The sequence below is a fragment of the Streptomyces sp. NPDC060035 genome (assembly GCF_042736635.1).
Lineage (GTDB): Bacteria > Actinomycetota > Actinomycetes > Streptomycetales > Streptomycetaceae > Streptomyces.
On the sequence record NZ_JBHWVO010000003.1, the window covers coordinates 159,449 to 181,834 of the forward strand.

General features: G+C 72.0%; 15 protein-coding genes. 5 read left to right on the forward strand and 10 right to left on the reverse strand.

Annotated elements, in window-relative coordinates:
- Positions 1 to 3: 3 nt before the first annotated feature.
- The 3 genes from ACFWBQ_RS05790 to ACFWBQ_RS05800 all read right to left on the reverse strand — a co-directional run bounded on the left by ACFWBQ_RS05790 (position 4) and on the right by ACFWBQ_RS05800 (position 5,880).
- Positions 4 to 1,485: a S28 family serine protease gene (locus ACFWBQ_RS05790; RefSeq protein WP_385484394.1), complete on the reverse strand. Its 1,482-nt coding sequence runs from the start codon at positions 1,483 to 1,485 to the stop codon at positions 4 to 6.
- A gap of 77 nt (positions 1,486 to 1,562) precedes the next feature.
- Positions 1,563 to 2,018: a hypothetical protein gene (locus ACFWBQ_RS05795; RefSeq protein ID WP_385484397.1), complete on the reverse strand. Its 456-nt coding sequence runs from the start codon at positions 2,016 to 2,018 to the stop codon at positions 1,563 to 1,565.
- Between the two features lie 88 nt (positions 2,019 to 2,106).
- The gene (locus ACFWBQ_RS05800; protein ID WP_385484400.1) at positions 2,107 to 5,880 is read right to left on the reverse strand and encodes an ABC transporter ATP-binding protein; all 3,774 of its coding nucleotides are present in this window, start codon (positions 5,878 to 5,880) and stop codon (positions 2,107 to 2,109) included.
- 217 nt (positions 5,881 to 6,097) lie between these two features.
- On the opposite strand from ACFWBQ_RS05800, the gene ACFWBQ_RS05805 reads away from it, so the two are divergent.
- On the forward strand, positions 6,098 to 6,460 hold the full coding sequence (locus tag ACFWBQ_RS05805; protein WP_385484403.1) for a hypothetical protein: 363 nt from the start codon (positions 6,098 to 6,100) through the stop codon (positions 6,458 to 6,460).
- Between the two features lie 52 nt (positions 6,461 to 6,512).
- Here ACFWBQ_RS05805 and ACFWBQ_RS05810 read toward each other — a convergent pair whose 3' ends face one another.
- From ACFWBQ_RS05810 to ACFWBQ_RS05820, 3 genes are all read right to left on the reverse strand, one after another.
- Complete coding sequence (locus ACFWBQ_RS05810) at positions 6,513 to 8,195, reverse strand: thiamine pyrophosphate-binding protein (protein WP_385484406.1); 1,683 nt, start codon at positions 8,193 to 8,195, stop codon at positions 6,513 to 6,515.
- Entirely contained in the window at positions 8,192 to 9,169 is a 978-nt protein-coding gene (gene speB, locus ACFWBQ_RS05815) for an agmatinase (RefSeq protein WP_385484409.1), read from the reverse strand. The genes ACFWBQ_RS05810 and speB overlap by 4 nt, the downstream gene beginning before the upstream one ends.
- 113 nt (positions 9,170 to 9,282) lie before the next feature.
- Positions 9,283 to 10,776, reverse strand: a complete 1,494-nt coding sequence (locus ACFWBQ_RS05820) for a sodium:solute symporter (RefSeq protein ID WP_385484412.1) — start codon at positions 10,774 to 10,776, stop codon at positions 9,283 to 9,285.
- Positions 10,777 to 10,897: 121 nt separating this feature from the next.
- Between ACFWBQ_RS05820 and ACFWBQ_RS05825 the strand changes: the two genes are divergently transcribed.
- The gene (locus tag ACFWBQ_RS05825; protein ID WP_385484415.1) at positions 10,898 to 12,337 is read left to right on the forward strand and encodes a PucR family transcriptional regulator ligand-binding domain-containing protein; all 1,440 of its coding nucleotides are present in this window, start codon (positions 10,898 to 10,900) and stop codon (positions 12,335 to 12,337) included.
- Positions 12,338 to 12,591: 254 nt separating this feature from the next.
- Positions 12,592 to 16,698: a hypothetical protein gene (locus ACFWBQ_RS05830; protein ID WP_385484418.1), complete on the forward strand. Its 4,107-nt coding sequence runs from the start codon at positions 12,592 to 12,594 to the stop codon at positions 16,696 to 16,698.
- A gap of 23 nt (positions 16,699 to 16,721) precedes the next feature.
- On the opposite strand, the gene ACFWBQ_RS05835 is transcribed toward ACFWBQ_RS05830, so the two are convergent.
- Positions 16,722 to 17,156 (reverse strand): hypothetical protein, encoded by a 435-nt coding sequence (locus ACFWBQ_RS05835; RefSeq protein ID WP_385484421.1) that lies wholly within the window; start codon positions 17,154 to 17,156, stop codon positions 16,722 to 16,724.
- Positions 17,157 to 17,264: 108 nt separating this feature from the next.
- Here ACFWBQ_RS05835 and ACFWBQ_RS05840 point away from each other — a divergent pair, with 108 nt between their 5' ends.
- Positions 17,265 to 17,675, forward strand: coding sequence for a RidA family protein (locus ACFWBQ_RS05840; RefSeq protein WP_385484424.1), 411 nt, complete (start codon positions 17,265 to 17,267; stop codon positions 17,673 to 17,675).
- 30 nt (positions 17,676 to 17,705) lie between these two features.
- Here the strand turns inward: ACFWBQ_RS05840 and ACFWBQ_RS05845 are convergent, their stop codons facing one another.
- Entirely contained in the window at positions 17,706 to 18,047 is a 342-nt protein-coding gene (locus tag ACFWBQ_RS05845; protein WP_385484427.1) for a DUF5713 family protein, read from the reverse strand.
- 135 nt (positions 18,048 to 18,182) lie between these two features.
- On the opposite strand from ACFWBQ_RS05845, the gene ACFWBQ_RS05850 reads away from it, so the two are divergent.
- On the forward strand, positions 18,183 to 18,758 hold the full coding sequence (locus ACFWBQ_RS05850; protein ID WP_385484429.1) for a M23 family metallopeptidase: 576 nt from the start codon (positions 18,183 to 18,185) through the stop codon (positions 18,756 to 18,758).
- A gap of 106 nt (positions 18,759 to 18,864) precedes the next feature.
- On the opposite strand, the gene ACFWBQ_RS05855 is transcribed toward ACFWBQ_RS05850, so the two are convergent.
- Positions 18,865 to 21,759: a BTAD domain-containing putative transcriptional regulator gene (locus ACFWBQ_RS05855; protein ID WP_385484432.1), complete on the reverse strand. Its 2,895-nt coding sequence runs from the start codon at positions 21,757 to 21,759 to the stop codon at positions 18,865 to 18,867.
- Between the two features lie 155 nt (positions 21,760 to 21,914).
- The gene (locus tag ACFWBQ_RS05860) at positions 21,915 to 22,382 is read right to left on the reverse strand and encodes an Asp23/Gls24 family envelope stress response protein (RefSeq protein WP_385484435.1); all 468 of its coding nucleotides are present in this window, start codon (positions 22,380 to 22,382) and stop codon (positions 21,915 to 21,917) included.
- Positions 22,383 to 22,386 lie beyond the last annotated feature (4 nt).

A 22,386-nucleotide genomic window follows, 5' to 3' on the forward strand; every position in this document is an offset into this window, starting at 1 on the left:
CGACTACGGCCGCAGTCCCTGGTTCCGCTCGAGCTCAACGTCCCGCTTGTCCAGACGCGCGTCGAACTTCGCGAGCGGCTTCGCCTTCGCCGGATCGGCCTCGACGGCCGCCGGGGCCACTCCGGCCCAGCGCAGGATGGCCGCGGTCGCATTCGCCTTCTCGTCCGCGACGAGACCTGCGACCTTGGAGCCGTGGTTGCCGCCCGGCACGGTGTAGACGTAGCTGTCACGGGCGCCCCTGCCGAGGCGGAAGGGCTCGGCACCCCACGGGTCGTTCTCCCCGTAGACGTACAGCATGTGCCGGGCGTTGTGGCGGACCCAGCTGTCCACGTCACGCATCGCCGAGGGCTGGAACTTCATCGGGATGTCACGCGGTACGAAGTTGCGCGGCGGCTGGTAGCCGTACCGGCTCAGGTTGCCGAGCCACGGCTGCTTGATGTCGGGCGATCCGAGCTGCGTGCCCGCCTGGTAGTAGTACGGCGTGTACGTCCCCAGGCCCTGGTCGGCGTAGGCGGAGAAGCCGGAGATGCCGTCGATCGAGTCCCAGATCTCCTCGTCGGTGGCCTTGGCGGCGTCGGCGGGGATGGCCTCGCAGTCGGCGAGCAGGCTGTACTGCCAGAACGCCCAGACGTAGTCCATGACGACGGCTTCGTACGCCTTGTCGAGCGAGCCCACGGTGTTGAAGGTGTAGCCGCCCTCGGCGGCGTACGCCTCGTACTTCTTCTCGAGCGGCTCGCGGCGGACGAGGGCCTCGCGCTGGACACCGGAGAGCCGGTCGCGGCACTCCTTGGTGCCGACGGCGGCGAAGAAGCGGTCGTACGCCGAGTCCTCGTTGTTGACCACGTCGTTGGGCGCGACATAGGCGACGACGCCGTCCATGTCCTTCGGGTAGAAGCGCTCGAAGTAGGTGGCGGTCATGCCGCCCTTGGAACCGCCGGTGGTCAGCCAGTTCTCGGAGTAGATCTTCTTCAGCGCGGTGAAGACGCGGTGCTGGTCACTGGCGGCCTGCCAGATGTCGAGCTTCGACCAGTCCGCGGGCGCCGGGCGGGACGGGGTGAAGAATCGGTACTCCAGCGACACCTGGTTGCCGTCGATGATCTGTGTCGGCTCGCTGCGGCTCGGGTTGGTGGAGACGTTGTAGCCGCTGGTGAAGAAGACCGTCGGGCGGCTCGTGTCCTTGTGCAGCAGGGTGATGCGCTGCTGGAAGGTGCCCTTGGACGGCCTCTTGTGGTCGATCGGCTGGGTGTAGTTGAGGACGAAGAAGCGGTAGCCGGGGTACGGCTTCTCCTCGATCAGACTCATGCCCGGGATGGCCAGGATGCGGTCCTTGATGTCCTCGCTGCTGCTCTCGCTGTTGCTGCTGGAGCCGCTGCTCTGCTTGGTGGTCGGTTCCGCGGCTGTGGCCGCACCGGCCGAGGCCCCCGTCGCACTCACTGTGCCTATGAGCACCGCGAGCGACAGAAACCCTCTGAGCGCCTTGCGCATGCACCCTCCCCTTGATTCACGACAGACGCCGCGAACCTAGCCGGGGTAACACCTGCAACGCCAGACCCAGTTGTACGTCAGCACAGGATCCATCCCGTGGAGGCCGATTTGCCCGAGATGGAGCCGGACGCACGGACGCAGCGGTTGAGCGAATGGACCGTGACCGGACCGGCCAGCTTCGTGAAACTGCCGCTGTCGACGGCCGCCCGGCCCCCGCGCGGCTGCAGCGACACGCGCATGGCGCGGCGCGCACCCGGCTTCTTGGCGACGGTGACGGCGCACGCGTAGGCGCGGCTCTCGTAGACCAGCAGTGAGCCGGTCGAAAACGTCACCGTCTTGACCAGCCGTCCGGAACAGGCCGACGCGGCATGCGCCGGGGACGCACCCGAGGTGCCGAGCACCAGCGCCACGGCTCCGAGCAGCGGCAGGACGAACAGCCCCGCCCCCAGGCGCCTCCTGGCGGGCCCTCTCGACGGTCTCGACGACCTCAGCGGTCCCACCACCCCGTCCACCCCACCTGTTCCATCGAACATTCCGGGCCTCGCCCGACACACGTACGTATGTGCGTACGACGCCGGGGCGGGCCGAAAGGTTCCGGGGAGCAGTGCGGTGGCGACGGCGTCACACACCCGCCGGCGTGTCCTCCCCTATGCCCTCGCCTATGAAAGTGCGCCACAGCCGGGCGTACTTCCCGTCCCTGGCGAGCAGTTCGTCATGCGTGCCGTCCTCGGCGACCCTGCCGTGGTCCATCACCACGACCCGGTCGGCGCGGGCGGCCGTCGTCAGCCGGTGGGCGACCACGAGCGTGGTGCGGCGGCCGGTGAGCCGGTCGGTGGCCTGGTTGACCAGCGCCTCGCTGGCGAGGTCCAGGGAGGCGGTCGCCTCGTCGAGGAGCAGGATGTCGGGGTCGACCAGCTCGGCGCGGGCCAGGGCGATCAGCTGACGCTGGCCGGCCGAGAGGTTGCGGCCGCGCTCGGCGACCTCGTGCAGATAGCCGTCCTCCAGGGTGGCGATCATGTCGTGCGCGCCGACTCCCCTGGCCGCCGCCTCCACCTGCGCGTCGGTGGCGTCGGGCAGGCCGTAGGCGATGGCGTCGCGGACCGTACCGGCGAAGAGGTAGGCCTCCTGCGGTACGACTCCGAGCCGGTGCCGGTACGCGGTCATGTCCAGCGCCCGCAGATCCGTGCCGTCCGCCGTGACCCGGCCGCTCGTCGGGTCGTAGAAGCGGGCGACGAGCTTGACGAGCGTGGACTTCCCCGCTCCGGTCTCGCCGACGAACGCGACCGTCTGACCGGCCGGGATCCGCAGATCGATGCCCGTGAGGGCCTCCTCCTTCTCACCGCCGGGGGCGCCGTAGGTGAAGGAGACGTCCTCGAAGGCGATCTCGCCGCGCAGCGAGGAGACGTCCCGCGGTGCGTCGTGGTCGGCCGTGGAGGTGGGCTCCTGGAGGAGTTCCTGGATCCGCCCGAGGGAGACCGTGGCCTGCTGATAGCCGTCGAAGACCTGGGACAGCTGCTGCACGGGGGCGAAGAACAGGTCGATGTAGAGGAGGTAGGCGACCAGCGCGCCCGTGGTCAGCGTGGCGTTGTCGACGCGGCCCGCGCCGACGATCAGCACGGCGGCCGCCGCGACCGAGGCGAGGAGCTGCACGAACGGGAAGTACACGGAGATCAGCCACTGCCCACGCACCCGGGCCTGGCGGTAGTGGTCGCTGCGGGCCGCGAACCGCTCGGCGCCGTCCTGCTCGCGCCGGAAGGCCTGCACGATCCGCAGGCCGGAGACGGACTCCTGGAGGTCGGCGTTGACGACGCTGATGCGGGTCCGGGCGAGCTCGTACGCCTTGACGCTCTTGCGGCGGAAGAAGAACGTACCGACGATCAGCAACGGCAGCGTCGCGAAGACGACCAGGGCCAGCTGGATGTCGAGGACGAGCAGCACGACCGTGATGCCGAAGAAGGTGACGACGGAGACGAAGGCCGTGACCAGACCGGTCTGGAGGAAGGTGGACAGCGCGTCCACGTCCGTCGTCATCCGGGTCATGATCCGGCCGGTCAGCTCGCGCTCGTAGTAGTCGAGGCCGAGCCGCTGGAGCTGCGCGAAGATCTTGAGACGCAGGGAGTACAGGACGCGTTCGCCCGTGCGGCCCGTCATCCTGGTCTCGCCGATCTGGGCCACCCACTGCACGAGGACGGCCAGCAGACCGAGCCCCGCCGCCGCCCAGACCGCGCCGAGCGCCATCTTGGTGACGCCGTCGTCGATGCCGTGCCGGATCAGGACGGGCAGGAGCAGGCCCATGCCCGCGTCGACGGCGACCAGCGCCAGGCTCACGAGCAGCGGGAGCCCGAAGCCACGCAGGAGCCTGCGCAGTCCGTACGACTCCTCCGGACGGACGGCGCTCGCCTCGTCGATGCCCGGGGTGTCGGTGGCGGGCGGCAGCGCGTCGACCTGGGCGAGGAGCTCGGGGGTTGCGGGCATGCCGGCCGCCGCCGTGTCGCGCTGCTCCTCCTTGCGGATCCACAGCTCGGGGGTGATGCCGCGCTCGGCGTCGAACTCGGCCTCCAGCTCCTCCTGGAGCGCGCGGTCGTCGTCCTCGGGCACCCCGGCCATGACCGGCTGGTGGCCGGGTGACGTACCGCCCAGCTCGTCGGGGTCGGTGAGGAGCCGCCGGTAGAGCGCGGAGCGCTGCTCCAGCTCCGCGTGCGTGCCGATGTCGGCGAGCCGCCCCTGGTCGAGGACGGCGATGCGGTCGGCGAGGCCGAGGGTGGAGCGGCGGTGCGCTATCAGCAAGGTCGTGCGACCGGCCATGACCTGTGCCAGGGCCTCGTGGATCTCGTGCTCCACCCGGGCGTCGACGGCTGAGGTGGCGTCGTCGAGGAGGAGCAGCCGGGGGTCGGTGAGGATGGCGCGGGCGAGCGCGACGCGCTGGCGCTGGCCGCCGGAGAGGGTGAGCCCGTGCTCGCCGACCGTGGTGTCGTACCCCTCGGGCAGCGCGGAGATGAAGCCGTGGGCCTGGGCGGCGCGGGCGGCCTGCTCGATCTGCTCCCGGGTGGCCCCCGGGAATCCGTACGCGATGTTGGCGCGGATCGTGTCGGAGAAGAGGAAGCTGTCCTCCGGTACGAGCCCGATGGCGGCCCGGAGCGAGCTCTGGGTCAGCTCGCGGACGTCGTGACCGCCGACGAGGACGGCGCCGTGCGTCACGTCGTAGAAGCGGGGCAGCAGGAGCGAGACGGTGGACTTGCCGCTGCCGGAGGCACCGACGACGGCGACGGTCTCGCCGGGCTCGATGGTGAGGGAGAAGCCGTCGAGTACGGGGCGCTCCTCGTCGTAGCCGAAGCGCACGTCGTCGAACTCGACGCGGGCGGGGGCGTCGGCCGGGAGCTCCTTCGTACCGTCCTGCATGGACGGCTCGGTGTCGATCAGCTCCAGGACGCGCTCCACACCTGCCCGTGCCTGCTGGCCGACGGTCAGCACCATGGCGAGCATCCGGACGGGGCCGACGAGCTGGGCGAGGTAGGTGGAGAAGGCGACGAACGTACCGAGGGTGATCTCGCCGCGGGTCGCGAGCCAGCCGCCGAGCGCCAGCATGGCGACCTGGCCGAACGCGGGGACGGCCTGGAGGGCGGGGGTGTAGCGGGAGTTCAGCCTGATGGTGCGCAGCCGGCCCGCGAAGAGCTTGCGGCCGACCTCGCGGAGCTTGCCCGTCTCCTGCTCCTCCTGCCCGAACCCCTTGACGACCCGGACCCCGGACACGGCCCCGTCCACCACTCCGGCGACGGCGGCGGCCTGGCTCTGCGCGTACCAGGTGGCGGGGAAGAGGCGGGCGCGGGAGCGGCGGGCGATGAACCAGAGGGCGGGGGCGACGGCGAGGGCGATGAGGGTCAGGGGCAGCGAGAGCCACGCCATGATCACCAGGGAGATGACGAAGAGCAGGATGTTCCCGATGGTCATCGGGAGCATGAACAGGAGCCCCTGGATCAGCTGCAGGTCGCTGGTGGCACGCCCGACGACCTGTCCGGTCGACAGCTCGTCCTGCCGTTTCCCGTCGAGCCGGGTGAGGGTCGTGTACATCTCGGTACGCAGATCGTGCTGTACGTCGAGGGCGAGCCGGCCGCCGTAGTAGCGGCGGACGAAGGTGGCGATGTAGACGAGGACGGCCGCTCCGACAAGCAGGCCGGTCCAGACGCCCAGGGAACGGGTGTGGTCGCCGACGACATCGTCGATGATCACCTTGGTGATGAGCGGGACGAGGGCCATCACGGCCATACCGGCGAGCGACGACCCGAGCGCGAGCAGGACGTTGCGCCGGTAGCGCCACGCGTATCCCGTCAGCCGCCGGCCCCACCCCTGTTGCTCGGCGTCCTGTTCCTTCGCGCCCTGCACCTTCGCGCCCGCCACCCCGTGCCTCCAGTTCGCCCCGCTGACCCACCTGACCTACCGCACGTCACCAACGCGGTCAGCTGCGGATTTCATCCCGCTGCAACAATTCTCGGCCCATGGTCGGAGACGGGACTCGGGTGGTCCTAGGACCGGCGGGCGTGTTCGGCCGGTTGGTGACCTGGGTAGCTATGTCCGCCGACCGGGAATCGCGGTACGACGGACGGGGGGGCACTCCATGCCGAACAGCGGTCACGCGGAGGCATTCCGCTGCGGACAGCTCTATGCCGCGCTGGCAGCACTGCAGGAGTGCAGCGACGGGCCGCATCATTCGCTGGGCAGGTCCGCGACGGTGAAGGACATCCTGAGAGCACCGTCGAAGGTGCTCAACGATCATCTGTGGCAGGTCGGGAAGTATCTGATCACTGCGCGGAACCGTGGAGAGGGAGCGGCGGCGGCGGTGCTCTTCCGGTCGATCCCCGATCTGCTGCCGACGCGGAAGGAACCTCCGTACGCACTCGATCCTGGGCAGCGGGAGCAGTTCCGTCTGGGCGTCGAGGCCCAGAAGGCCGAGATCGAAAAAGCTCTGCAGTCGCTGTAGGCACCCGGCGTACCCGGGGCACGGGTCCCCCGGGTACGCGGACGGCAGGCGCTCACAGATGCGTCGGCTCGAACATCCTCAGCAGAGCCGGGAGCACGACGACCGACGGGCCGGGGCTTGCCAGTGCCTTCCCCAGATCGGCGGCCAGGGATTCCGGCGTCGTGCGCACCGCGGGGACCCCGAAGGACTCGGCCAGGGCGACGAAGTCCGGGCGGGTCAGTTCCGTCGCCGTGGCCTCACCGAAGGCACCTGTCATGTACTCGCGCAGGATGCCGTAGCCGCCGTCGTCGACGATCAGCCAGGTGACGGGCAGGCCGTACTGCCGCACGGTGGCGAGCTCGGCGATCGAGTACATCGCGCCGCCGTCGCCCGAGACCGCCAGCACCGGCTTCGTGGGGTCGGCCGCCGCTGCGCCGATCGCGGCCGGGAAGCCGTAGCCGAGGCCGCCCGCGCCCTGCGCCGAGTGCATCGTGTTGGGGTGGCGGGCGTCGAAGGCGGACCAGGCCCAGTAGGCGAGGATCGTCATGTCCCAGAAGCTGGGTGAGGTGTCGGGCAGCGCCTCGCGGACCGAGGCGAGTACCTGCTGCTCCAGCGTGAGGTCCTGGGCGGCGATCCTGTCGTGGACCGCTTCCAGCACCGCACGGACGCGCTCGGGCGCGGTCTCGTCCTCGCGGGCTTCCACCGCGTCCAGGAGGCCGTCCAGGGCCTCGCGGGCGTCGGAGTGGATGCCGAGTGCGGGGTGGTTCGACTCCAGCTTCCCGGCGTCGGCCTCGATCTGGACGACCCGGCCCCGGGGAGCGAACGTGTGGTAGTTCGAGGAAAGCTCGCCGAGCCCGGAGCCGACGACCAGCAGCACGTCCGCGGACTCCAGGAAGTCCGTGGTGTGCCGGTCCTCCAGCCAGGACCGGAGCGAGAGCGGGTGTTCCCAGGGGAAGGCGCCCTTGCCGCCGAAGGTGGTGACGACCGGGGCGTTGATCTTCTCCGCGAGCGCGCGCAGTTTGCCGGTCGCGTCGGACCGTACGACTCCGCCGCCCGCGATGATCGCGGGCCGCTCGGCGTTCGACAGCAGGTGGGCTGCCGCGATGATCAGTTCGGGACGCGGGTACAGCTCGCGCGGGGTCGCGTCGAGCGCGCTGACGGCCGGCAGGACCGTCTCGGCGAGCAGCACGTCCTGCGGGATCTCCACCCAGACCGGCCCGTGCGGAGCGGTGAGCGCGGACTCCCAGGCGGCGGCGATCGCGGACGGGACCTGCGAGGCCGTACGCACCGTGTGCACGGACTTCACGATGTCGCGGAACGACGCCTTCTGGTCGCGGAGTTCGTGCAGATAGCCGTGGCGACCGCCGCCGAGCCCTGCGGTCGGGATCTGGCTGGAGATCGCCAGCACGGGCGCGGACGCCGCCGCCGCTTCCTGGAGTGCGGCGAGGGAGGTGAGCGCGCCCGGTCCGGTGGAGAGGAGCAGCGGGGCCACCTCGCCGGTGATCCGGCCGTAGGCGTCGGCGGCGAAGCCCGCGTTGTTCTCGACGCGCAGTCCGATGTACGAGAGGGAGGAGCGCCGCAGTGCGTCGAACATGCCGAGCGCGTGCTGGCCCGGCAGCCCGAAGACGGTGGTGGCTCCGAGGCCCTGGAGGGTCTCGATCACCAGGTCGCCGCCGTTGCGACCGGGCGGCGGGTTCAGGGCCGCCTCGGCCTGCGCGGGGGTGAGCTGCGGCCGGTCGTCGTGGTCGTGGCTCACTTGCCCTGCGCCCCCTTCGCCGCCGCGATCTGGCGGGCCATGATCGTCGTCAGCTCGTACGCCGTGTGGGAGGCGGCGACGGAGGTGATCTCCGCGTGGTCGTACGCGGGGGCCACCTCGACCAGGTCCGCGGAGACCAGGTTGCAGGAGGAGAGGCCGCGCAGGATCTCCAGGAGTTCGCGCGAGGTGAGGCCGCCGGCCTCGGGGGTGCCGGTGCCGGGGGCGTGCGCCGGGTCCAGGACGTCGATGTCGATGGAGATGTAGAGCGGCCGGTCGCCGATGCGCTGCCGAAGCTGGTCGGCGATCTCGTCGACGCCGCGTCGCATGACGTCGGCGGAGGTGACGATGCCGAAGCCCATCTTGGCGTCGTCGGTGAGGTCCTGCTTGCCGTACAGCGGGCCGCGGGTACCGACGTGGGAGAGCGCCTCGGTGTCGAGGATGCCTTCCTCGACGGCCCGGCGGAACGGGGTGCCGTGGGTGTACTCGGCGCCGAAGTAGGTGTCCCAGGTGTCCAGGTGGGCGTCGAAGTGGAGCAGGGCGACGGGGCCGTGCTTCTTGGCGACGGCGCGCAGCAGGGGCAGCGCGATGGTGTGGTCGCCGCCGAGCGTCATCAGGCGGGCGCCGGTGGAGAGCAGGTCGTCGGCGGCGGCCTCGACCGTGTCGACGGCCTCGTTGATGTCGAACGGGTTCGCGGCGATGTCACCGGCGTCGGCGACCTGGGCGAGCGCGAAGGGTGAGGCGTCCTGCGCCGGGTTGTACGGGCGCAGGAGCCGGGAGGCCTCACGGATGGCGTTGCCGCCGAAGCGGGCGCCGGGGCGGTAGGAGACCCCGCTGTCGAAAGGCACACCGACGACGGCGATGTCGGCGGTGCCGACCTCGTCGAGCCGGGGCAGCCGGGCGAACGTCGCGGGACCGGCGTACCGCGGGACGCGGGAGGAGTCGACGGGGCCGCGCGGCGATTCGTTGCTGCTCATGGGTGGGTGCCTTTCGCTCGGGCTCTGCTCGGTGGTGCGCGCCTTGTGGGCGTTTGTACGTTAATCGAGGACTGCGGGGCCTGGATCGGGCCCGCTCCGCAGTGAGGGCGGAATCACGCCTGCCCGGCGCCCGAGGGCAACGGCTGAGCGGCGACCGGGTCCGCGGCTTCCGCCCCGTCCGCATCCCGCCCCGCCAGGCGTGCCCGCCAGGCGACCAGCACCGCGGCGTCCGTCGGCTTCGTCGCCAGCGAGACGATCACGTACACCGTGAGCGAGGACAGCAGCCCGTAGTAGACCGGCTCGTTGGCAAGGATGCCGTACGTCGCCATCAGCCCGATCACCGCGATGCCACCGACGGAGACGGCGGCCAGCGCGCCCGCCGCCGTGCCCCTGCGCCACAGGAGGCCGCCCAGGATCGGCACCAGCAGCCCGCCGACGAGCAGGTTGTAGGCGACGGTCAGGGCTTCGACGACGTTGTTGAGCGCGATGGCGATGGCGATGACGGCGATGCCCATGATCAGGATGAAGACCCGGTTGCCCTTCACCTCGTCCCGCTCCTCGCCGTCCCCCGCGCCGACCGCGCCCCTCAGCCGCGACCAGATGTCGTTGTTGGCCACGGTCGCGCAGGCGATCAGCGCACCGGAGGACGTCGACATCACCGCGGCGAGCGCGGCTGCCAGTACGAGGCCCCGTACGCCGACCGGCAGCTCGTCCTTGACGATCGTCGCGAAGGCCGCGTCCGCGCTGGGCAGCTTCGGGTACATGACCTTGGCCGCCGTACCGATGACGGCCCCGGCGACCGCGTAGACCAGGCAGTACGTACCGGCGACGGTTCCGCCCCAGCGTGCCGTGCGGTCGCTGCGGGCGGTGAACACGCGCTGCCAGATGTCCTGGCCGATCAACATGCCGAAGGTGTAGATCAGGACGTACGTGAAGATCGTCTCGCCGCCGATGCCCAGCGGGTCGAAGTACTCGGTGGGCAGCTGGGCCTTCATCTCGCTGAAGCCGCCCGCCTTGATGACCGCGATCGGCAGGAGCAGCAGCAGGACACCGATCGTCTTGACGACGAACTGCACCATGTCGGTGAGCGTGATCGACCACATGCCGCCGAGCGTCGAGTACGCGACGACGATGGCGCCGCCGAGGATGATCGAGAGGGTCCGGTTCAGGTCGAAGAGGACGTCGAAGATGGTGGCGTACGCGATGGTCGAGGTGACCGCGAGCATCAGCGTGTAGGCCCACATGACGACGCCGGAGATGAGCCCGGCCCGGCCGCCGTAGCGCAGGTCGAGCATCTCGGAGACGGTGTAGACCTTCAGCCGGGCGATGCGGGCCGAGAAGAAGACGGACAGGGCGAGCAGCCCGAGGCCGATGGTGAAGACCATCCAGGCGCCGGAGAGCCCGTACTGGTAGCCGAGGCCGACGCCACCGATCGTGGAGGCACCGCCGAGGACGATCGCGGCCATGGTGCCGGAGTACATCCAGGGGCCGAGCCGCCGGCCGGCGACCAGGAACTCGCTCTTGGACTTGGCGCGGCGCATGCCCCACCAGCCCATGGCGAGCATGCCGGCCAGATAGACGACGATCACTGCGTAGTCGACAGCCATGGGCTTCCTCCGTCTCGTCTCGATACACGGGTCGTGTGTCGTGAAGACGGTAGGTGGCCGGAAGCCGACGCTGAAGTGTACGTTTCATCCACTCTCCGTTCCCCGAATGGATGGACCATCCATGCCGGACTCCCCCGCCGGACCACCGACCCCGCCCATTCCCCTGGCCGAGCTGCTGGCCAGGGAGGAACTCGGGCTGCGCCGGATCGCCGGTCCGGACCACGCGGATCTGCTGTGGGTGCACACCTCGGAGATGGCCGACCCGTACCCGTATCTGCTCGGTGGTGAGCTGCTGCTCAGTGCCGGGGTCCTGCTCACCGACCCGGACACGTATGTGGCCCGGCTGGTGGAGGCGGGGGCGGCGGCGCTCGGCTTCGGGGTGGCCCCGGTGCACGACACGGTGCCGGCAGCGCTGGTGGAGGCGTGCGACCGGCACGGTCTGCCGCTGCTCGAAGTGCCCCCTGAAACCCCCTTCACAGCGATCGCGCGGGCGGTGTGGCGGCTGATGGCGGAGGCCCGCCACCGCGAGCTGCGCCGGGTGACCCGCGCCCAGCAGGCCCTGGCGGCCGCCGCGGCCCGCCCCGACCCGGTGCCCGCGGTGCTCCACCAGCTCGCCGTACAGCTGGAGGGCCGGGTGGTGCTGCTCACCGGCGAGGGCGAGGAGCTGCACGTGGCGGGCGGCCGTCCGCCGCCGGAGGAGCGGGCAGCCCTGGTCCAGCTGTCCCGGGTGGTCTCCTCCCGCCGGAGGGGCTCCCCCGCATCCGCCACCGACACCCTGGAGGGCATGCAGCTCGCCGCCTACGCACTGAGCGGCGGCCAGGGGCTGGCCCTGGCCCTGGCGACCCGTCGGCGCAATCCCGGTGACCACACCGTCGCCGGCATCGCCGTCGTCCTGCTCGCCCTGCTGACCGCCCCGCACCAGGGGGCCGACGCGGCGGGCCGTTCGGCAGCGCTCGTACGGATGCTGCTGGGGGCGCCCCCGCAGGACGTGGCGCCGCTCCTCTCCGACGGCGGGGCCCTGTGGACGGTGGTCCATGCCCGTCGCGCGGACGGCACGGCCCCCGACCCGCTCACCGCCGGAGCTCTCGGTACGTCGCTGGGCTCCGCCCTGGTCGACGCGGACTGCGAAACGGTACGGGTCCTGCTCACCGACCGCCGCGAGGCGACGGCGCAGACGGGCTGGATCCTCGGCGCCTCCGCCCCCTCCCCCGTCACCGCCCTGTCCACCGCCGACATCGAGGCGGCCCGCGCCCTGGGCCGCGCGGAGGCCACCCGCTCCCCGCTGGCCACGCACCGCACCGGTGTCGGAGGCCTGGCCGCCCTGATCCCCGCCGACCGGGCCGAGGCCCACGCCCGTACCCTCCTGGCCCCGCTCACCGAACCGCTGACCGAGACACTGCGGTGCTGGCTGAGCCTGCACGGCAGCTGGGACCGGACGGCGGTCGCCCTCAAGGTCCATCGCAATACGGTCCGCCAACGCATTGCACGCTGCGCGGAGTTGCTGGACGCGGACCTGGACGACATGGACGTACGAGCGGAGTTGTGGCTGGTGCTGCGCTGACGGACGCCGCCGGACAGGCCCTGACCGCCGTGGACCGCCTTCGACTCCCCGAGCGTGTCCGCGAGGTCACGTGCGGGAACGGCAGTGACGGCGGCCGGCTTCGGCGGACCCGCGGGGGGCTCTGACGCCCCCGAGACCCTGATCCGGCCGAGTACCGCGCGGTCGAACGGAGCAGAGGAGACCGAAGGCTCGTGCCACCCGGTCCGCACGGGGGCCCGGACCTGTTGTCAGTACCGCCTGACAAGATCGTGAGTATGACCAGCAGCACCGGAACTCCCGTCCCGTTCCCGGCCGATCACCACAACTCCGAGACGTACGCCGACTGGGCGCGCACTCAGGGACCGGGCGTCGAAACCGACGCCCGTGACACGCTGGAACGGGCGGGCAGCAGCCGACACCGGTCCTGGGAGAAGCCCGGCCGGTTCGTGGACGATGCGGAGCGCGTGGCCCGGGGTCTGCCGACTGCCCATCTGCCCTGGTTCTGGGACACCATCGGCCATTGGATGTTGGAGACGCACCGGCGTTCCGCGGCGCGCGCCTACGGGCTGGCCCGTACCGCCGAAAGCGCCCACGGGCTGCCGGTCGCCCCGGGCTGGCGCCGGGCAAACGCAGCGTTGTTCGCCCGCTTCGGCGCCCTGCCGGCCACCGAGCTCAGCAAAGCCCCCGTCTGGCTGGCCGATGTCCTCGAACCGGGCGACGCACACCACGAGTTCGTCGCCCTGCTGACCGCCTGGGCCGCGTCACCCGGCGAGCTCCCCGCCGACCTGGCCCGCCGGATCCGGGACTCGGCCCGCGCCGCCGGTCTCGGCATCGAGGAGGAGGCCCGGGTACTGGGCGGGCTGCTGGCCGCTTCCCGCGGCAAGGCCGTGCCCGACCGGCTGCTCGACGCGGCCGTCGGCCCGCTCACCGCGCACCCGCCCGCCGACGAGCAGGCCGCCGCCCTTCTCGACATGTTTCCCGAGTCGAAGAACGACGCGGCGGCCTGGCTGCGGCTGCTCATCGCCTGCGGAGCCGCCGACGCGGCCGCGGCCGGCCGGATCGCCCCGAAGGACGGCCTCGGGGACTGGCTGCGCCGGTACGCCGCCGGGTACTCGCACCGCACGGTCGCCGGAGGCGGGGTGACCGGACAGCCCATGCCGTCGGAACTCTTCGAGCTGGTACGCCGGTTCGCCCCGCGGCTGCGCGCGGACGGCGCCCCGGTCCGGCTGCACGAGGACCGCTACCGATGGCCGCATCTCGACGCCGACCTGCTCGACCTCTGCCTCGCCGAGGGCATGGCCGTGCACGACCCCGGTCCTGCGATCGGCCTGGAATTCTGGGGCGACCGCTCCCGGCGCGATCTCAAGGCGCTCGCCGCCGACCCGGTGTTCGGCCCCCGGCTGGAAGGCACCGTGCACGCCGGGCTCCGCACCCGTGGCGGCACCGCCATCAGCCGGCTCCCGCACAATCCGGGCATCACCGCCGAGGTGCACGCCCGCGTCGAGAAGCTGCTCGACGCCCTGCGCGGTGGCGGACTCGCCGCCGCCGACGAGGCCCTCGACGAACTGCACGGCCTCCTCGACCGGCCCACCGCCATCGCCCTGGACGGCATCGAGGAAGCCCTCGACGCCCTCGATCTCACGGGCCCGCTGGCCCGCGCCCTGCGGGCCGGGCTGCCCGAGGAGTTGGGCTGGCCCGCCCTGGAGCAGGCCCTTGCCGAGTTCCGGCCCGACGAAACCGTGCATGTCACCTGCACCTGGCCGGTGCTCACCGTGTACGGGGAGACGCGCGCCCTCGCCGTCGATCACGCCGGGCTGCGCGGCGACCACGTCCTGGATCTGCCCGACGGCTCGCTGGGGCACACCGTGCACTGGGTCGGCGGCCAGTTCCTCGTCGCCTGGAACGAGGAGCACGAGGACAACGTCCCCAGCACCGCCTACTGGTCCGGCCGCCCCGACGAGACGTTCGAGCCGGAGCAGACCTACGGGCTGCGCCCCTACGGCGGCAGCATCCAGGGCGGCCTCGGCTACCAGTTCGAAACCCTGGACGGTGGCGGCCGGTTCGACGGCGAGCGCGTCCTTCGGGCCGGGGGCCGTGAGGGCATCGGCCATCGCGACTACCAGATGAGCGACGGCCACGCCTTCTGGAGCACCGCGGTGTTCAGCGAGGACCACGGCGGCTGGAAGCGGCTGGACACGGCCACCGGCGTTCCCACCGCCGACCGCACCCTTCCCGCCTTCCACGACCCCGCCGATCCCCCGGCCGGCACCAAGCCCTTCCCCGACCACCGGATCCTCGCCGCGCTGCCGCCCGGCGCCCCGCCCTCCCCGCTCGGCCAGGACAAAGGACTCACCGGCTGCCGGGTCGACTACCGCACGCCGTACGGGGGGCCGTCGCCCCGCGAGTTCGTACTGGAGTCCATCGACGGCCGTACCGCCCCCTACCGCAGCCGCAACTGGGGCCGCCGCCCGTGGGGCATCCTCGCCCTGCCGCTCGACGGCGAGGACGCCGTCCTGGCCGGCGGGACCACCATCCGCTGCCACGCCGCCGACGACAACTCGCTGCTCTGGCAGGTCCGGGGCTTCCCCGGAAGCCGCAACAGTTCCCGGGGCCGCGCCACCCTGGGCGAGCTGGCCGGGCCGGTGCCGCCGCCCGCCTTCTGGCACTTCCTCACCCCGCGCGACGAGCCCTCCTCCCGCGCCCTGCGGACGGTCGCGGACACCGCCGTACACGAACTGCTGCACCCCGGCACCGGGAGCGCCCTGCCCGGGGTGACCGACCCGAGGGTCCGGGACGGCGTGGACCGCGCCGCCCGGCTCGCCGCGGACCTACTGCGCCGCCGCCGGGAGCTGTCCCACCGGGTCGCCGTCATGCGGGCCGGACCGGTCGTGGACCTGCCCGACCCGGAGCCGGACACCCGGCTCGTCCCGGCCCTCCACGGCTTGCTGCCCCAGCTGCGCGGCTACGAGGAACGGCGGCTGCAGCCGCAGCCCGCCCTCCTCACCTCGGTCGCAGCCGACGGCCGGCACCTGCGCGGCGAGATCGACGACGAGGTGCGGGTGCTCGCCCTGCCCGCCCCGCCGCCCGAGTGGGCGGTGCTGACCGGCCGGATCGATGCCGTGGCCTGGCGGGCCGTCGTCGCGGCCACGCCCGACGAGCAGCGGCAGGCGCTCACGGCGTTGCTCGGCATCTGGAGCAGGCAGCCGTTCGCGGAGGCCGGCAGCACCTGGCGGACCGGCCGGTCACCGGAGCGACGGATCGCCGAACTCCGCGCGGACGGCGTCACCGTGGCCTCCGGGCCCGTCCGCAGCGACCTCGCCCCCTTCCTTCAGCGAGCAGCCGATCCGGCGCCCGCCGACGCCGAGGAGTGCGCCACGCACACCATCACCTCCGACGACACCGTCCGGCTCCCCCGCCTGCTGGCCCTGCTCGCCGAACAGGGCCCGCTGCCGGTGTCCGAGGAGGCCGTGGACCTGTTCCGCTGGCGCACCGGAGTGCCGCGCCCCGTCGCCGCCCTGGTCCTCGACGGATTCGCCGGCAGCGACGACTACGAGGCGCACCGCAAACTGCTCCGCTCCAAGCCGTACAAGGCGGACCGGACCATCTCGTTCGCGTACGACGAGTTCCAGCGGCGGCTCGGTCCGGCCGGCCGGCGCACCGTGCTCGCGGCCGCTCTGCCCGGCGACCCGGCGGAGCTCTGGGCCCCTGGTGGGACGACCGAGGCCGCGGACCGGATGGCCGCCGCCTGGGCCGAGCTGCTCGGCACGTCTCCGTACACCGATGACGGCAGCCACGCCGCGGCCCTCGCCTCGGAACACGGCCTCCCGGAGACCTGGGCGACGGCCCTGCTCACCGGCCGCGTCGAGGAGCGGCTGGACGCCGACGGCATACGGGCTGCTGCCACCGCCGCCGCGTGGGCTCTCGCCGAACGCCCGGTCGGGGACCCCGCGGCGGAGGGCGCCCGCGCCCTGCTCGACCGGCTCACGGACCTTCCCGCCGATCTGCTCGCCGCTCTGCGCAGGCTCGCGGACCGGTCCGCCGCCACCCCGGTCCCGCCCGGCCAGTACGAGGCCAACCCGCTGTTCGGCGCCCCGGACCTGGTGGACGAGGTGGCGGGGGACCTCGGTGTCAGCCGTGACGCGGCCGCCCTCCACCTCCAGCTGCACGCCTTCGACCGCCCGGCCGATCGCACCGTCCGCCGCTGGAACTCCTGGTCCCTCGACCACCACCGCGCCGTCCGCAAGGAGTTGACCGCCGTGAAGGCCCCGCGCCCGGCACCCGCCGCGCCGGCGGAAGCCCCCGCCGCGGTACCGCCGCCCGCGCACGAGCGGTTCGCCCGCGCCTGGGCGCAGGGGGCGGCACGGCCTCGGACGAAGGCATGACGCCGCTGCTGTGAGCCGTCCGCTCAGCCGTGAGGACGTGCCGGGGTGTCACCGATCGGCGCAGGCGTCAGGGCCATCCTCACGAGCGTGCCCGAGTCGTTGATCAGCAGCTCCGGCACATGGTCCTCGTAGAACCGGATCTGCCCGATGACGCCCTCGGTCCGGCAGTGGTGGGCCAGCCGCTCCAGGAGCGCGTCCAGATCGGGCAGGAGTTCGGCGTGCACCTCCTGCCGCGCGGTCAGTGACCAGCCGTCGCCGGTTCGGGCGATCTCTCCCACCAGGAGCCCGCCGATGCGCATCGCGGGCCCGCGTTCGGCGAGCAGCGGCACCGGGTCGTCCTGCCCGTCGTCCTGCCCGTCCGGATGTGTCCCGAGGTGCCGGCGAAGATCGTCCATCACGGCGCCCGGCACGGAGGCCGGAAGGTCCAGTGCGAGATCCACTGCGTACATGTCACCCATTCACGCAGCCTAAGGGCCCTCGGACGCGCGGGCCGACCGAAAAGGCGAGGCGTGGGCGGAGAACTCTTGTGAGGATGAGGGCACTTCGACCGAGGAGGCCTGGACACGATGCCCGGTACCGTCACGTTGATCCGTTCCGCCCAGCTGTCCGACGTCGCCGAGTACGCCTACGCGGCCACGGCTCCCGCCGGCGCACGTCCGGTCTTCCTCGCCGGGGCGTGCCCGCTGAACGAGGACGGCTCGACGGCGGCTGTCGGTGACTACGCGGGCCAGGCGGCGAAGGCGTTCGAGAACATGCGGACCGCTCTCGCGGCTGCGGGCGCCTCCCTGGAGGACGTCATCAGTACGCGGGTGCTCGTCGCATCCACGCGACAGGAGGACCTGGTAGCCGCCTGGGACGTGGTCCGGGCGGCGTTCGGAGAGCATGACGCCCCCAGTACGTTGCTGGGCGTCACCGTACTCGGCTACGCCGACCAGCTCGTGGAGATCGAAGCCGTCGCTGCGGTGCTCGACTCCTGACGCGGCTCCCGATACCGCCCCCGCCCTCCGTCACCACTCCCGGGTGGCGATCAGCTCCTCCACGTCCGCGTCCGCGAACCCGTACGCCGTCGCGATGCACCAGAAGTCCTCGGCTATCTCCTCGCGGGCGACGGTCTCGATCTCACTGCCGGCTGCCTCGAACTCCGCCTCCAGGGCGTTGAACTCGTCGGTCGCCGCCGTCGTCAGCACGTACAGCGCCGCCAGGCCGGCGGGGCGCTCGGCCTCGATCCGTTCGCAGAGCCGGACCAGGACGGCCCTGCCCTTGTCCACGACGCGGTCGGGGAAGTACCCGTCCTCGTAGAGCCCCCGCAGGAACGCGTACTCCGTCATGCGCTGGTTCGTGATCGCCACGGCGATCCCCCCGTCCACTCGGTGATCCGTCGTCCCGATGCTGCACCAGACCACTGACAACACCGGGCGGAATGTATCCGCTGTGTATGCCCGCCTCCTTCAATCGCCGTGTCACCCGACGACAAGGGGAGAACCATGCACAGGAATTTTCGCCGGTCGCTGATCACCATGAGCGCGGTCGCGGCCGCCGTGCTCACCGCTCCGGCCGCTGTCGCGGCGCCGGTCGTGGACTCGTCGGAGGCCGCCGTGGCCGCTCGGCCCGCCTTCAAGATGCCCTTCGAGTGCAACCAGACATGGCTCGGCAGCAACTGGTCGGGGCACAGTCCCGCGCACGCGATCGACTGGAACCACTACGACGCGAACGGCACCCCTGACGACGAGGGCCGCCGGGTGTTCGCCAGTGCCGGTGGCACGGTGCTCGAATCGTATTACTCGACGGGCGCCGGATACGGGAACACCATAGTCATCGGCCACGGGGGCGGCTGGCAGACGCGGTACGCGCATCTGAAGACTCGTTCGGTGGCCGCGGGCGCCACGGTGAACGTGGGCCAGCTGATAGGCGAGGTCGGCAATACCTCCGCCCTCTACGACCTGTCCCCGCACCTGCACTACGAGCAGAAGCTCAACGGCGCGGTCGTCGTCGCAGTAGTCCAGGGCGTCACGTGGAGCGACTACCTCAAGCGCAACCAGGTCAGCAAGAACAGATGCTGACGTACCGCCGGGTGCCGGCGGGAGGACGGGCCGGCACCCGGTGACCCGTGTGCCAGGTGCGGGTGCGACGGCGGTTGCACCCGCACCTGTCCTCCATCGGCGCCGCTCAGCGCATCGAGCGGAGTTTCGCGTCCACCAGTCCGGCCTCGTCGGACAGGCCCAGGCGGCGCCAGGTCGCGAGGGAGCGGTGGAAGTAGTGCCGCGCGGTCTGCTTGCGGCCGGTCGCGTCGTGCAGCTCGCCCAGCAGGCCGGCCACCCGGGCCTCGGCGCGGCGGTCCCCGAGCTGCTGCTGCACGGCGAGTGCCCCGATCAACAGCGCCGACGCCTCACCGGCATCGCCCTGCCGCAAGCACAGTTCCGCGATGCTCTGCTGCACGTATGCGGCGCAGTGCAGGTCGGCCAGCTCGTCGAAGGTGCCGAGGGCCCGCTCCAGTTCGCCACGCGCCGACTGCGGTTCGCCGCGCAGCTCGTGCAGTACGGCGACCCTGCGGCGCACCTGTGCCTCGCGGTGGCGGTCCCCGTCGGCACGGGACAGCTCCAGGGCCCCGCGCAGCCAGCCGGCCGCGGTCTCCGGGTCCTTGCGCTCCAGCCAGACGGAGGCGATCGCGTTGCGTGCCACCGCCTCGCCGTGCCGGTCGCCGGCCGCGGCGAAGTCCTGGAGCGCGGCGGTGAACGTCCCGAGTGCGGTGCTGAGATCACCCACGACACGGTGGACCGAGCCGGCCCCCACCGCGGCGATCGCTTCCCCCGTCGGGTGGCCGAGCTCGGCGAAGAGCGCCCTGGCCCGGTCGAAGGAGGCGAGCGCGTCGGGGTACCGGTCCTGGTAGAGATGCAGCTGGCCGAGGTTGCGCAGCAGCGCCGCCGCCCTGAGGTCGTCGTGGTGCGGCATGGCGTCGAGCACGAGCCGGTGGGTCCGCAGCCAGTCACCGTAGTAGCCCCGCATGTCGAAGAATCCCGCCAGTTCGATCGCGAGGTCGGCGGCCCGGTCGGTCCGCCCGAGCCGGACGGCTGCGTCGACGGCGGCGACGAGGTTGCGGTGCTCGCTCTCGAACCAGTCCACGGGCCGGGCGCGCACCGTGGAGGCGACAGCGTGCGCCGGTCCTTCCGGTAAGCCCCGCTCGTCGGGCTCGCCCAGCACGCCGAGGAAGCGGGTGGGCATGGCGGCGTTGGCGGAGCGGGAGAGGGCGGTGAGCGCGTCGATGACCCGGAGGCGCCGCCGCAGCCGTATCTCCTGATTGTCCGTCAAGGCGATTTCGCGGGCGTAGGACCGCAGCAGGTCGTGCATGCGGTAACGGTTCAGACCGAGATGATCCCTGCCCACGACTTCGACGAGATGTTCGTCGAGCAGGGTCTCCAGACCCCCCTCCGTATCGCTGTCGCACCCCGTCGCAACGGCGACGAGCCAGCCCGGGACGGCGTCGTCGGGCAGGTCACCGAACGTGCGGAAGGCATGGGCGGCGGGCTCGGGCAGATGGCGGTAGCTGAGTTCGGCGCCGGCCCGCACCTCCAGCTCACCCCCGGATCCGACCGCTCCGAGGCGACCGCGCTCGTCGCGCAGCGAGTCGGCCAGCGTGCCGACGCTCCAGCCGGGCCGGTTCACGAGCCGGGCGGCCGCGATCCGTACCGCCAGCGGCAGTGATCCGCACTCGGCGAGGACACGGTCGGCGTCGGCCCCCTCCCGGCGCAGCCGGTCCGCGCCGACGATGGCTCCGAACAGGGCACGGGCGTCGTCGTGCCGCATCAGCCCGAGCGGGCAGGCGTGCGCCGGCAGACCGGGCATCCGGCGCCGCGAGCTGACCAGCACCGCCGAGCCGCCGGTGCCCGGGAGCAGCAGGCTCACCTGTGCGCCGTCCAGGGCGTCGTCGAGCACGATGAGGAATCGCCGCTGGGCCAGGCGGGACCTGAACATCGCGGCACGTTCGCCCGGTTCCCCGGGTATCGCGCTGTCGATGACGCCCAGGCCACGCAGCATCTCGGCCAGGACGTCCGCCGCCTCACGGGGGCACTCGCTCGTTCCGGCCAGGTCGACGAAGAGCTGCCCGTCGGGGAACGCGTCACGCACCCGGTGGGCGACATGCACGGCCAGCGTGGACTTCCCGGCACCCGGCGGCCCCGACACCGCCGCGACCACGGGCTGCCGGCCGGCGGTGGACAGTAACTCCTCCAGGTCGGCGACCTCGACGGCGCGGCCGGTGAAGTCGGGTATGTCCATCGGGAGTTGGCAGACGGGAACGGGCGTTGCTGCGCGGCGGCGGCCAGTGTAGCCGTTGACCTCGGCGCCGATGGCCCGCAGCGGTTCGCTCGGCCCGATCCCGAGCTCGGCGGCGATCACGTGCTCCGCCTCGGCGTACGCGGACCGCGCCTCGGCGCTGCGGCCCGCGTCGTTCAGCGCGTGCACGAGCATCCGCCACAGGTCCTCCCGCAGAGGGCTCTCGGTCAGCCGGGACCGCAGGCCGGAGACCAGGTGGGCGTAGTCCCCGAGCCGGAGCCGCAACTCCAGGCACTCGTCGGCCGCGAGCGACCTCAGCCCCTCCAGGCGCGTGACGGCCGGGTCCCACACCACGCTGGAGGCCACGTCCTGGAGCACCCCGCCGCGCCACAGCCCCAGGGCCGACTCGTAGGCGCGCAGTGCGGCGGCGTCCTCACCGCGCTCGCGCGCGGCACGGGCCGCCGCGAGCTGCTGCTCGAAGAGCAGCATGTCCACCTGGCCGGGTGCGACGTCCAGCGAGTAGCCGGAGGGCTCGGTACGCAGTCCGTCGACCGCCTCGGGGGGCAGCCGCAGCCGTAGCGTCCGTACATACGTGCGCACGTTGGCGACCGCGGACCGAGGTGCGCCACCGGGCCACAGGACCTCCGTCAGCAGGTCCAGTGAGACGAAGCCGTTCGGCTGGAGCAGCAGAGTCGCCAGTACGGCGCGGGGCTTGGCTCCGCCGATCCGTACCGGGACACCGTGCGCCTTCACCTGGAGCGGCCCCAGGACTCCGAATGTCGGCTCCCCCACCGCAGGCCTCCGCGCTCTCGGCAACTGCGGTGCAGCGTAACGATGTTCGAAGACTCTCCAGACGAAATCCGGGTGACGACTCCCAACCGATTCGTTCAGCGCTCGCCGCCGGTCCCGACGCCTCGGTGGGCAGAACCGGCGGGCGGGCGCGCGGCTCACTGCACGCGGGCGGACGCCCGGCGGCGGCTCTCCTCGTCCTCGCTGTCTTCGTCCTCGTCCTCGTCCGGGACATGGACGTCGAAGACGTTGATGTTGATCTCGACGACTTCCAGGCCGGTCATCGTCTCCACCGCGTCCGTCACATGGGTCCTGACCTGCTCGGCGAGCTCATGGATCGGGACGCCGTACTCCACCTCGATGTCGACATCGATCGCCGTCTGCTTCTCCCCCACTTCCACCTTGACGGAGCGTCCGTGTCCGGACGACCCGGACACCCGCCCGGTGACGGCACCCAGGGCCTTCGCTGCTCCTCGGCCGACCGAATGCACGCCGTCGGTCTCGCGGATGGCGATTCCGGCGATGGTGGCCACCACGTTGTCGGCGATGGTGGTCCTGCCGCGCCCGCCTTGTCCCCCACTCCTGCCTGTCGTTGAACTCCCGTCCTGGGACTCGACATCAGCCATGACT